At 42.7% G+C, this 13,008-nt stretch carries 10 protein-coding genes; all 10 read left to right on the top strand.

Annotation, left to right across the window (positions count from 1 at the left end; translation table 11 throughout):
• Positions 1–88: 88 nt before the first annotated feature.
• The 10 genes from FFM57_RS02305 (at position 89) to FFM57_RS02260 (ending at position 12,889) form a co-directional block, all read left to right on the top strand.
• Positions 89–1,678: a xylulokinase gene (locus tag FFM57_RS02305; RefSeq protein WP_137598916.1), complete on the top strand. Its 1,590-nt coding sequence runs from the start codon at positions 89–91 to the stop codon at positions 1,676–1,678.
• A gap of 9 nt (positions 1,679–1,687) precedes the next feature.
• Positions 1,688–2,383 carry an L-ribulose-5-phosphate 4-epimerase gene (locus FFM57_RS02300; protein WP_137598915.1) on the top strand — a complete coding sequence of 232 codons (696 nt, stop codon included), beginning with the start codon at positions 1,688–1,690 and terminating at the stop codon, positions 2,381–2,383.
• Positions 2,384–2,403: 20 nt separating this feature from the next.
• Entirely contained in the window at positions 2,404–3,825 is a 1,422-nt protein-coding gene (gene araA, locus FFM57_RS02295; RefSeq protein ID WP_137598914.1) for an L-arabinose isomerase, read from the top strand.
• A gap of 420 nt (positions 3,826–4,245) precedes the next feature.
• Positions 4,246–5,778 carry an ABC-F family ATP-binding cassette domain-containing protein gene (locus tag FFM57_RS02290; protein WP_137598913.1) on the top strand — a complete coding sequence of 511 codons (1,533 nt, stop codon included), beginning with the start codon at positions 4,246–4,248 and terminating at the stop codon, positions 5,776–5,778.
• 99 nt (positions 5,779–5,877) lie between these two features.
• Positions 5,878–6,759, top strand: a complete 882-nt coding sequence (locus FFM57_RS02285) for an alpha/beta fold hydrolase (protein WP_246023354.1) — start codon at positions 5,878–5,880, stop codon at positions 6,757–6,759.
• A gap of 9 nt (positions 6,760–6,768) precedes the next feature.
• On the top strand, positions 6,769–7,923 hold the full coding sequence (locus tag FFM57_RS02280; protein WP_137598912.1) for a TraB/GumN family protein: 1,155 nt from the start codon (positions 6,769–6,771) through the stop codon (positions 7,921–7,923).
• A 504-nt stretch (positions 7,924–8,427) separates the two neighbouring features.
• Entirely contained in the window at positions 8,428–9,528 is a 1,101-nt protein-coding gene (locus FFM57_RS02275; RefSeq protein WP_137598911.1) for a MupG family TIM beta-alpha barrel fold protein, read from the top strand.
• The gene (murQ, locus tag FFM57_RS02270) at positions 9,494–10,390 is read left to right on the top strand and encodes an N-acetylmuramic acid 6-phosphate etherase (RefSeq protein WP_137598910.1); all 897 of its coding nucleotides are present in this window, start codon (positions 9,494–9,496) and stop codon (positions 10,388–10,390) included. The genes FFM57_RS02275 and murQ overlap by 35 nt, the downstream gene beginning before the upstream one ends.
• Positions 10,391–10,408: 18 nt before the next feature.
• On the top strand, positions 10,409–11,908 hold the full coding sequence (locus tag FFM57_RS02265; RefSeq protein WP_137598909.1) for a PTS transporter subunit EIIC: 1,500 nt from the start codon (positions 10,409–10,411) through the stop codon (positions 11,906–11,908).
• Between the two features lie 120 nt (positions 11,909–12,028).
• Positions 12,029–12,889: a MurR/RpiR family transcriptional regulator gene (locus FFM57_RS02260; RefSeq protein WP_137598908.1), complete on the top strand. Its 861-nt coding sequence runs from the start codon at positions 12,029–12,031 to the stop codon at positions 12,887–12,889.
• Positions 12,890–13,008 lie beyond the last annotated feature (119 nt).

The raw sequence follows: 13,008 nt of genomic DNA, 5'->3' as shown, positions 1-13,008 counted from the left end.
TATTTGTACGGATAAAAGTGCTTTATAATATTTACTTGTACGGACATAAAGAGTATACTGGAGGTAACAAAATGAAGGAGGTTACAGCATGGAGCAGGAACAATTGTTCACAGCACCAGCAGAACTTTTTTTAGGAATCGAGTTTGGGTCCACCAAAATTAAAGCGCTCTTATTAGACGAAAACCAGCAAGTAATCGCTAGTGGCGACCACGGGTGGGAAAACCAACTAAAGGACGGTTTCTGGACCTACGATTTAACTGACGTGGTGACCGGTTTACAAGACTGTTATGGTCAAATCAAGCAGACGTATCAAGAAAAATTTAACCAGCCCTTGACCCAATTAGCTGGGTTAGGAATTTCAGCCATGATGCACGGTTATCTGGCTTTTAATGCGCAAGATGAATTACTGGTACCGTTTCGGACTTGGCGGAATACCACCACCGGTGAAGCTAGTCGCGCTTTAAGTGCAGCCTTTCATTATAATGTACCGGAGCGTTGGAGCATCGCCCATTTGTATCAAGCCCTTTTAAATCAAGAGGAACATGTATCAGAGGTGAGCTTTTTCACGACCTTAGCCGGCTGGGTTCATTGGCAATTAACTGGCACTAAAGTTTTAGGCGTCGGGGATGCTTCAGGCATGTTTCCCATTAACGAAAAAACCAAAAACTACGATGAAGAAATGGCCGCGACCTTTAATCACTTAGCTAAAGACCACGGCGTTTCTTTAGATGTATTACAACTTTTACCGAAAGTACTCGTTGCTGGCGAAACAGCCGGAGAACTAACAGCTGCTGGGGCAAAACTATTAGACCCTAGTGGCGACTTGCTGCCAGGTGTCCCCCTTTGTCCACCAGAAGGCGATGCTGGTACCGGGATGGTGGCCACAAATTCCGTGACGCCTAAAACCGGGAATGTTTCGGCCGGGACTTCGGTTTTTGCCATGGTGGTTTTAGAAAAAGCTTTACAAGAAGTTTATCCAGAAATTGATTTAGTGACCACCCCTAGTGGCGATCCGGTGGCGATGGTCCACGCTAACAATTGTTCTTCAGAAATCAATGCCTGGATGCATTTGTTTAAAGAATTAACGGAAACCCTAGGCTTAGAGCTAAGTTACGATGAGCTCTTTGCTAAAATTTTTCCGACAGCGTTAACCCATGAAGCAAACGTGGGGGATTTACTAAGCTACGGCTATTACTCAGGAGAAAGTATTACCCAAATGGCAGCCGGCCGACCCTTATTTGTCCGCCAACCGGATAGCAATTTTTCTTTAGGCAATTTTATCCGTGTCCAATTGTTTAGTGCCTTTGCCACTTTAAAAATTGGCATGGACTTACTAGCTGAAGAACAAGTCGCCATCACTAAAATTTATGGTCACGGCGGTATTTTCAAAACGCCGGTGGTGGCCCAACAAATTTTAGCGGGGGCTTTAAAAACGCCGGTGACTGTCACCCAAGGGGCTGAGATGGGAGGCGCTTTTGGCATGGGTCTTTTAGCTAGTTATTTACCTAAAGCGCGGACCATGTCTTTGGCGGAATTTTTACAACAGACAGTTTTTGCCGACGTACAAGAAACCACCGTTGAACCCGTTGCTGCTGATGTTGAAGCCTTTAAAAAATACATGACTGTTTTTAAACAGGGGTTAGCCATTGAAGCTAGCGCTGTCAAAAATATGGAGTAGGTGAAAAAGTTGTTAGAGGAATTAAAAGAAAAAGTTTTCCAAGCAAATTTAGAGTTACCGCGGCAAGGGATGATTAAATATACTTGGGGCAATGTCTCTGCGGTGGACCGCGAAAAAGGGTTATTTGTCATTAAACCTAGTGGCGTCAGCTACGACGTTATGAAAGCCAGCGATATGGTGGTGTGCGACTTAGACGGTAACGTGGTGGAAGGAAAGTTGAATCCTTCTTCTGATACGCCAACCCACGCTGTTTTGTATCGGGCCTTTCCCACGATTGGCGGGGTGTGCCATACCCATTCCACTTATGCGACGGCTTGGGCGCAATCAGGGCACGATATCGCCGCGATGGGGACGACCCACGCCGACACATTTTACGGTGGCGTACCTAATGCGCGCTTTTTAACGCCGGCAGAAATTGACGCTGGCTATGAAGAAGAAACCGGCAACGTGATTGTGGAAACTTTTAAAGAGCGGAATTTAGATGAAATGGCTGTACCAGGTATTTTACTCCACGGTCATGGGCCTTTCACTTGGGGGAAAACAGCTGACGCCGCAGTAATGAACGCGGTGATTTTAGAAGAAATTGCCAAGATGAATTTATTGACGTTCCAAATTGATCCTGGAGCACCCCTTTTACCACAACATATTTTAGATAAACATTATTTACGGAAACACGGCAAAGATGCCTATTATGGCCAAAAATAAATTTTAAGGAGTAGATACACATGACAACAACACAAAAAGAATTTTGGATGATTGTAGGATCCCAACATTTATATGGACCAGAACCTTTAGCCCAAGTAAAATCTGACGCGCAAAAGATCGTCGACAGCTTAAATGATAGTGGCGTGTTACCTTACCCTATCGTTTTACAAGACTTAGCGATTACCGCTGATAAAATCACGGAACTCATGAAAGAAGTCAACTACCGCGATGAAGTTCAAGGGGTCATTACTTGGATGCATACTTTTTCCCCAGCTAAAATGTGGATTCGCGGCACGAAATTATTACAAAAACCCCTTTTGCATTTAGCTACGCAATTTAACGAGAGTATTCCTTGGGCGACGATGGATATGGACTTTATGAACTTAAACCAATCGGCTCACGGGGATCGGGAATACGGCTTCATTAATGCTCGTTTAAAGAAAAATAATCAAATTGTGGTGGGTTATTGGCAACGGCCAGAAGTCCAAAAACAAATCGCCGATTGGATGCAAGTAGCGCTTGCTTACAACGCAAGCTTTAAAATTAAAGTCGCTCGTTTTGGCGATAACATGCGGAACGTGGCTGTAACCGATGGCGATAAAATTGAAGCGCAAATCCAATTTGGCTGGACGGTAGATTATTACGGCATTGGCGATTTAGTCAAAGTAATTAATGAAGTTAGTGCTGATGAAGTCGACGCTTTAATGAGCGAATACGCCAAACTTTACGACTTTGATTACGGCGATTACGACCATGATACTTGGGAACACAGTGTCCGGGTCCAAGCGCGTTATGAAATTGCTTTGAAACGTTTCTTAGATGCTGGTAACTACAACGCCTTCACGTCTAACTTTGAAGATTTATATGGTATGGAACAATTACCAGGTTTAGCTGTCCAACGTTTGATGGCCCAAGGTTACGGCTTTGCTGGTGAAGGAGACTGGAAAACGGCCGCCATTGACCGCTTGTTGAAAGTGATGGCGGGGAACCAAAGCACGGGCTTTATGGAAGACTACACCTATGAGTTGAGCCAAGGTCAACAAGCTATCTTGGGTTCCCACATGTTAGAAGTTGACCCGACTTTAGCCAGCAATCGCCCTAAAATTTTAGTTTCCCCATTGTCGATTGGCGATCGCAAAGATCCTGCCCGTTTAGTCTTTGATGGGAAAGCTGGGGACGGCGTGGTAGTGTCCATGGCCGACTTTGGGACGCACTACAAATTATTGATTAACGAAATCTCCGCTTTTGAACCTACTGTCCCAGCGCCGAAATTGCCAGTGGCTCGCGTCTTATGGGAAGTGAAACCAAGTTTTGAAAAAGGTGTTCACGCTTGGATTGAAAATGGTGGTGGGCACCACACGGTTGTTTCCTTAAACTTAACAAAAGAACAAGTCATCGCTTGGGCCAAGTTAGTGGACGTGGAATACGTTGTGATTGACTAAATTCTTATTCTTGCAACAACTAGTGATATAGCGGCTAAGGCTGCGTTGAAATTTTTGAATTTTGGGTAATGTAGCTCGGCGCTCTTGTTTCATGAAGAGTGCCGAGCTTTTTTAGAGGGTTTGCCAAAGAACATAAATGTGCTAGAATATAAAAAAAGTCCAGCAGGTGATTGTGATGTTAATGAAAGTCTATTTGAAATTTGTTAGAACAGTTGCTCTTAACAAGATAAACCATGAAGTTTGTTAAGAGCCGGGAATAAGAAATCTTCATGGAAAGAAAACGCGTTACGCAAAGTCTTTGACTAAGTGCTTAATGGGTAGCTCCTAGTTGGTGTCTGTCTCGCGTTTCTTTCCCTTTCTTAATCACAATCAGGTGGCTGTTAACTTGGGTTAACAGTCCTTTTTTTATGGAGGAAAAAAATGAGTTTATTACAAGTGAAAGAAATTACCCAACAATTTGGGGATAAAATTTTATACGAAGAATTAAGTTTACAATTAAATGCCGGGGAACACGTGGGGATTACTGGTCAAAACGGGGTAGGGAAAAGTACCTTGATTAAAATTTTAACCGGCGAAATTTTACCTGATGAAGGCAGTGTTACATGGCAAAAAAATATCCAAGTGGGTTACTTGGATCAATACGTCAAAGTGAAAGAAGATTTGACGATTTATCAATTTTTGGAAGAAGCCTATCAGCCGCTTTTAGCAATTGAAAAACAATTAACCCAATTGTACGAAGCATACAGTACCAGCTTAGACGATACACTATTAGTCAAAGCGGGTCAGTTGCAAACGCAATTAGACGAAAGCGAATTTTACAATCGCGAAAACGTCATTAAAGAAATGGCGACCGGGCTAGGAATTATGCCCCTAGGACTGACGACATTACTAAAAAATCTCAGTGGTGGTCAGCGTTCAAAAGTTATTTTGGCTAAATTATTATTGGAAAAGCCACAAGTCTTACTGCTAGATGAACCAACAAATCACTTGGACCAAGAACATATTGTTTGGCTGAGTCGTTTTTTACAAGATTTTCCAGGTGCTTTTTTAGTTATTTCCCACGACCGCGAATTTTTAAACGAAATTGTGACCCATGTGGCGGACATTGAGTTTGGCAAGCTGACGAAATATACGGGAAACTTGCAACAAGCACAAAAGCAAAAAGAATTGCAAAAAGAAAGCTATTTGCGGGAATACGCCGCCCAGAAAAAACACATTGAAAAAACGGAAGCGTATATTCGCAAATATAAAGCGGGCTCTCGTTCCACCATGGCCAAAAGTCGGGAAAAACAATTGGCTAAAATTGACCGCTTGACGCCACCGCAAGATGTACCGACCCCGAAATTTGATTTTCCTTATGCCCCAATTGTCACGAGCTTTGCTTTAGAGACGGAAGATTTATCCATTGGCTATCGTCAGCCTTTGTTACCACCCCTTAATTTGACGGTGCGCTTTGGAGAAAAAGTGGCCTTAGCGGGCTTTAACGGTATCGGTAAGTCGACGTTAATTAAAACCTTATTAGCGGAAATTCCTAAGTTAGCCGGGAGCTTTCATTTTCCGAAAAATACGACGGTGAATTATTTTGCCCAAGAATTAACGTGGGCTGCACCACTACAAACACCGTTGCAGTATTTAAGTGAACACTTTGAAAAACTCAACACCAAAGAATTGCGGCGCCAACTAGCCAAAGCCGGTTTAGCGGCCAAACTAGTCGATGAACCTTTAAAAAATCTTTCCGGTGGCGAACAAACAAAAGTAAAATTAGCGCAATTAACGCTGATTTCTTCCAACTTTTTATTTTTAGATGAACCGACGAACCACATTGATCAAGAAGCCAAAGAACAATTAGCTAAAGCTTTACAAAAATATCCAGGCACCTTGATTCTCGTCTGTCACGAAAGCGAATTTTATGAAGACTGGATTGATCGCGTTATTAATGTGCAAGCTATTTAAGCGTCAGCGCTGAAGTATTTAGGATTTATTTAATGCTGATAAATTTTTAGGGCAGAAAGGTCGGAACTTGGTATAATAAACAGGATAGGAGGAACGCCCATGATTCAATATTATTCCTTAAAAACCCATGATGACTGTATCTTAGACGTTGCTGTTTTTCCCGTGACAGGACCCATCGGACTCGTGCAAATTATTCACGGCGCTTTAGAATACAAAGAACGCTACTGGGATTTTGCGACTTTTTTACAAAATCAAGGCTATGTGGTGGTGCTATCGGATAACCGTGGCCACGGCGCTTCTTTAGGGGAAAAAATGCCAGTTGGTTTAATGGAAAGTTATCAAGAGCTAATTGCTGATCAAGTAGCCATCACGCATTTTATTAAAGAAATGTATCCTGATGTGCCCTTAACTTTGTTCGGTCATTCTTTTGGTTCCTTACTAGCCCGCGTTTATTTGCAAGACCACGATGAGGAGTTAGCTAATTTAATTTTAACGGGTACGGTGAACTATTTACCCGCCGTAGCGATAGGGATGCGTTTAAGTAAGCTTTTTATTAAGCGCTATGGTCCTTTGGGGCACTCCAAGCTAGTGGCGAAAATGACCGGGGATTTAGAAGGTGGCACGGACTGGTTAACTACCGATCAGGCCTTTAACCAACAAGTTGCTGCCGATCCTAAAATGCTGAAACGTTATCCTGTGCGCAGCAGTATCACCATCTGGGAAACCAATTACCAACTGAAACAATTTAAAAACTATCAAGTAAAAAATCCGCAACTGCGGATTTTAAGTATCGCCGGAGCGTTAGATAAAAAAATTACTGGCGGCTCCAAAGGCTTGAATGACACGGTGGCTACCTTGAAAAAAATTGGCTATGCCCAAGTGGAAAGTATCATGGTGGCCAACATGCGTCACGAAGTCTTAAATGAACCGCAGCATCAACAAGTCTATGACCTAATCGTCAAATTTTTGGCAGAAAGTTAAGGAATATTCATGGAACCTGAAGTTAAAACCGTCACTTATGGGGATAAAACTATTACCTTGGTGGGCACGAACCACGCCGCCCCGGATTCTCCCACTATCGTCAAAGAAACTATTGAGAGCATCCAACCAGATACCGTTTGTGTGGAATTGGATCCTGTGCGCTACGAAAACCGCATGAATCAAAAGCGCTGGGAAGAAACCGACATTGTGAAAATCATTCGTCAACATCAAGCTATTTTATTTTTAGTGCAACTTTTTTATGGCGCTTTTCAAAAGAAGATGGCTAAAAAAATGCACGCACCAAAAGCTGGTGGCGATATGGAACAAGGGATTGCAAGCGCACAAGCAGTCGGAGCGCAACTAGAACTAGTGGACCGCGATGTGCAAGTGACCTTTAAAAAAATGTGGCGCGCTCTTTCTGGGTGGGAGAAAATCCGCTTGCCTTTTATGGCGCTAGATGGCATTGATGATGAAAAATTAGATGAAGATAACTTGGCCGCTTTTTATCAGTCGGATCTCGTGGATACAACTTTTCTCAGCTTAAAAGAAAGTTTACCCGGACCTTATGAAGAGTTGATTACGAATCGAGACAGCTACTTGTCCATGAAAATAAAAAATGCGCCAGGAAAAAAGATTGTCGCCGTAGTGGGGCGTGCTCATTTAGCGGGTATTGTGGAAAAGTTCCCCCAAGATTTTGATTTAGTCGCCATGGATACCATTCCCCCGAAAAAATGGACCAGTAAAATCCTCAGTTGGCTTTTTCCAGCCATTTTAGTGGGCCTTTTGGCTTGGTCTTTTGTGGCCGGGTTTGATCATGGGATGGAACAGCTATCCCTTTGGCTATTGTGGAATTCTAGTTTAGCGGCTCTTTTTACCGCCCTAGCTTGGGGTCATCCTTTAGCTATCTTGACGGCCTTTGTCATGGCACCCATTGGAACCTTGTCACCTGTTTTAGCGGTGGGCTTTTTCGTGGCTTTAGTGGAAGCTTGGGTCCGTAAACCGCGGGTCAAAGACTTCCAAAATATTCAAGAAGATATTTTACACGTCAAAAGTTTTATGCAAAATCGTGCATTGCGCATCTTGTTGCTCTTTTTTACCTCGTCTTTAGGGGGTGCTTTAGGCAATATTATTGGTGGTTTACAAGTAATTAAAAATTTATTTTAGTCAGTAGGTCTATTTCTCTTTAGTGGGAAATAGACCTTTTTTAATATTTTTAAGGAAGCGCGCACTGAAAAACAGTGGGCAACGAAGAAAAAATGGGGCCGACTTTCTGCTATTTTTAGGGGGAAATCTGTCTGTCGGAAATGGTCTAGTCAAAAATTTGCGCTTTCTTTTCGAAAGAAAAATAAGCTTGCAAGCGAATTCTTTTAAAGAAGACTTGTTAAAATCCTCTTTTTAATTTTATGTTAGTTTTTCTGACATAAAGAGATTGGCGTCATGGGAAAGATTTGGTATAGTATCCTCAGTAAAGAAAACGAAGGGCGTTACTGTTTATTCTCTTTCGTTAACTTAGGACAAAGCCCATAATCATGAAGATAATTCGTAAAACTAAATTTCAACCTTTGGGTGTTAAAAACTTTTTTTATAAAAATATAGTGTTAAACTTGAAATTAAATTTTAAAGTGGTATAGTAAATGCGTAAAGGAAACGGTTACAAAGGAGGCTATCATGAAAGGTTTTTCAGTTTTTTTAAGTGAAGATTTAACGACGAAAGAGGACTACTTTAAAAAAATGCAGCAAGCCGGTTTTCAACGGATTTTTACCTCCTTGCACATTCCGGAAGAAGATGTCACTGAACAATTAACACAAATCAAAAAGCTGGGGGCGTTGGCCCAAAAATATCAATTAGGCGTGATGGCCGATACTTCTAAGCACGCTTTAAACCAACTGCTAGGACAAGACATTGATTTAGCTAAGCTAAAAGCATACGGGATTACTGGTCTGCGGGTAGATTATGGCTTTTCTTTAACGGAAATCGCGCAATTATCACAGCAAATTCCAGTCGGTCTCAATGCTTCTACTTTGACGGCTTCAGAATTAAGCGAGCTGGAAAAATTAGGTGCCAACTTTGCCCAAATGGAAGCCTGGCACAATTACTATCCGCGACCTGAAACGGGATTGGCTGCGGAATACTGCTTAGCCAAAAACCAATGGCTGCACGCTCACGGTCTTAAAACAGTGGCCTTTGTGGCAGGGGACAAAAAATTACGGGGACCGTTATTTGCTGGACTCCCTACTTTAGAAAAGCAGCGGTACTTGAACCCTTTGGCTGCAATGCTAGATTTAACGCAGCATTTAGCAGTGGATGAAGTTTTTATTGGCGATCCAGAACTATCCGACTTCAGTATTGCCCAGTTTACAGCTTACGAAAAACAAGCCACGATTTTATTACGGGCCACAGCCGCCACGTCTTTAACGGCCTATCCCTTTTTACAAGAGCCGTTAAACAATCGTCCCGATGAAGCAGCAGCGGTACTGCGTTTTAGTGAAACGCGAGCCGCAGTTACGACGGCAATTGTTCCTGAGGATGCAGTAACGCGACCCAGCGGCAGTATCACGATTGACAACCAAGCCTATGGCCGTTATATGGGGGAAGTACAAATCGCCAAAGTTCCACTACCAAAAGACGATAAAGTGAACGTCTTAGGCTATGTTCAACCAGCAGATCGACCATTGCTAGCCTTTGTTTTGGGTAATCAACAAATTCAATTGCAGTGGCAAAAAGGAGAAGAAGATGGATTTAACCAAATTAACGACAGAAACACGTAATCAAAAAACCATGGCCTTAGATGAAATGAGTATTCCAGAAATTTTACAAACCATGAATGAGGAAGATCAAAAAGTACCTGTAGCGGTAGCCGCCGCCCTACCGGCAATTGCTCAAGCAGTTACTAAAATTATCGCGTCATTTCAAGCCGGAGGGCGCTTGATTTATTTTGGCGCCGGCACTTCTGGTCGCTTAGGTGTGCTAGACGCGGCTGAGTGTGTTCCGACTTTTGGTGTCCCTAAAGAAATGGTGGTGGGGCTAATTGCCGGAGGGGAACAAGCCATGACCGTAGCGGTGGAAGGGGCTGAAGATTCCCTGACTTTAGCTGCGGCGGATTTCAAGGCGTTAAACCTTAACAAACATGATACCGTGGTGGGCATTGCCGCTAGCGGGCGGACACCTTATGTGATTGGTGGCTTGCAGTATGCTCAAGAAGTAGGAGCAACTTGTGTCTCTTTAGCTTGTAATCAAGGCGCTGAAATTTCTAAGTATAGTGAAATTGCGATTGAGGTGGCAGCGGGGCCAGAAATTTTAACTGGTTCAACGCGCTTAAAAGCAGGAACGGCGCAAAAATTGGTGTTAAACATGTTGTCCACCTGTTCCATGATTGGTATCGGCAAAGTTTTTCAAAATTTGATGGTGGATGTTTTACCCACTAACGAAAAGCTAGCAGAGCGGTCATTAAATATTATTGTAGCAGCGACTGATTGTACGAAAGAAGAAGCCCGCGCCGCTTTTATTGCTGCTGAAAGGAAGGTGAAAGTAGCCATTGTGATGCTATTGACGGGAACAGATGCAAAGGAGGCGACGGCAAAACTAGTTTCTGGTGAAGGCTTCATTCGTAACACATTAAAGGATAACTAAAATTAAGGAGGAGCAACCATGAGCGAAAGCAAAGAAACACAAATGGGTCGAAAGATTTTTGAAAAAATTGGTGGTCAAACCAACGCCAGCAAAGTTTACAACTGTATGACGCGGGTCCGGATTGACATTCGGGATGAAGATCAAGTGGACTTTCCCGGTTTAAAAGAAATTCCCGGGGTCTTAGGAGTAGTCGAAGATAGTGGTACCGTGCAAGTTGTGGTGGGACCAGGAACCGCTAGTAAAGTAGCTGGAGAAATGGCGAAACTTTCCGGAATCCATTTAGGGGAAGCCTTAGACGAGAATTTAGATAAAAATTTAAATTCTGGACTAGCCGAAGCTAAAGAAAAAGCTGCTGTCGTGAAAAGTGAATATAAAAAGAAAAACAACACGCCTTTTAAACGGGCCTTAAAAGTGATTGCCAGTATATTTGTACCTTTGATTCCTGCTTTTGTTGGGGCTGGGATTATTGGTGGGATTGCTTCCATTATTCAAAACTTAATTACCGCTGGCATGATTGATGCAACTGTTTGGGGCAATATTATGGCAGTCTTGAAAATTATTCAAGGCGGCTTGTTCGGCTACTTAAACGTCTATATTGGGATTAACGCCGCCAAAGTCTTCGGTTCCACCGAAGGACTTGGGGGAATTATTGGGGGTGTTGTTTACCTCGTAGGGATGAATCCTGATACGCCACTACCGAATATTTTCACCGGCCAACCTTTAGCTGCCGGCCAAGGTGGGGTCATTGGTGTAATCTTAGCTGTTTATATCTTATCTATTGTCGAAAAGAATTTGAAAAAAGTTATTCCTGATGCGGTGGATATTATTGTTACGCCAACCATTTCTTTATTGGTGGTGGGTCTTTTAACCATCTTCATCATTATGCCGATTGCCGGTTTTGTTTCTACTAACTTGGTGGGGGCCATTACGTGGGTCTTAAACGTCGGGGGAGCCTTCTCAGGCTTTATCTTAGGGGCGACCTTCTTACCATTAGTTATGTTTGGCTTACACCAAATCTTGACGCCGGTGCATATTGAAATGATTGCTAGTTCTGGTAAAACCTTATTGTTACCTGTCTTAGCCATGGCTGGTGCCGGTCAAGTGGGTGCGGCTTTTGCTTTATGGATGAAATGTCGTAAAAATAAAAAATTAACGAACATCATTAAAGGATCTTTACCAGTAGGGATTTTAGGGATTGGTGAACCTTTAATTTATGCAGTAACCTTACCTTTGGGACGTCCCTTCATTACGGCTTGTCTTGGTGGTGGGATTGGTGGTGCCGTGATTGGCGCCATTGGCAATATCGGAGCAACCGCCATTGGCCCTTCTGGGGTCGCGTTGATTCCTTTAATTCCTGACGGTATGTGGTGGGGCTATGTCCTTGGTTTATTAGCGGCTTACGCTGGTGGTTTTGTCTTGACCTACTTCTTCGGTGTGCCCAAAGAAGCGATGGAACCTTCTGAATTATCCGGTGATGCCTCTAGTACTAAACCAGAAGATCTCTTAGGTAATCTTTAAAAAGGTAGATGATTAAAGGAAGCGCCCGAAATAGGCAACTATTTTTGTGGTGCTTCCTCTTTCTTTTACGGTCAATTCCTTTTATCATGAAGAAGAGAGGAAATTTTTAAGGAGCACACCATGGAAAATATTTTATTTACAATTAAAGAAAAGTTACCTACTTTACCTGTTTCAGAACAAAAAATTGCAGCTTGTATTTTAGCTGCACCGCAAGAAGTCTTAAATTTAAGTGCCGCTGAATTAGCGGAAAAAGCCGATTCGTCAGCGGCGGCCGTCATTCGGTTATGTCACTCTTTGGGGGTCAAAGGGTTTATTCATTTAAAAGTACAGCTTTCCGCCATGTCTAAAGAATTCCATTTAGAAAAAAAGACGGACATTTTGCCCGCCGAAAGTCTTAGTAGTCTCAAGCAAAAATTATTTACCGACGCTGTCTTTAATTTTGAAAAAACCAATCAAGTTTTACAAGAAGCCGAAGTAAAAAAAGTTGCGGCCGCCATTGAAGTGGCGCCAGTGCTTTTTTTATACGGGATTGGTGCTTCAGCTTTAGTGGGGGCCGATTTGCAACAAAAATTTAGTCGCTTAGGCAAGATGGTGGTTTGTACCAGTGATCAACACGACTTAGCTACCATGATGGCCGTGGCGCCGGCTAGCGCATTATACTGGGGCATTTCCAATAGCGGTGAAACCAAAGAAGGACTGCACTTGATGAAACTAGCGCAAAAATTAGGGATGACCACCGTCTCTTTGACTAAGAATACGGCTAATTCCTTGCGGCAATTGGCGGCAATTCCTTTATGTGTCGCGCAAGCTCAAGAAGTTCCTTTGCGTAGTGGCGCCACTACAACGCTTTTAAATTTGTTGTATGCCGTCGATATTTTATTTTATTATTACTTAGCACAACACTATGAGCCTAGTCTAGCGGGCTTGGAACAGTCCAAAGAAGCGATTGCTCAATTTATTCAGTTACAACAAGAAAATTAAAAAAGTATTTAGTCATAAAAATAGCGACCGCCAAACGTTAGGGGGTCTATGATATCTGGTGTTGTTACACAGAAATGTGTAGGAACACCAATATTTTTTTACACAAAAAGACATCTGGT

The sequence above is a fragment of the Enterococcus nangangensis genome (assembly GCF_005405245.1).
In the GTDB taxonomy this organism is placed as follows: Bacteria; Bacillota; Bacilli; order Lactobacillales; family Enterococcaceae; genus Enterococcus_J; species Enterococcus_J nangangensis.
The sequence above is the reverse complement of the archived record's forward strand: the minus strand, read 5'-3'. Positions and strand labels throughout refer to the sequence as shown.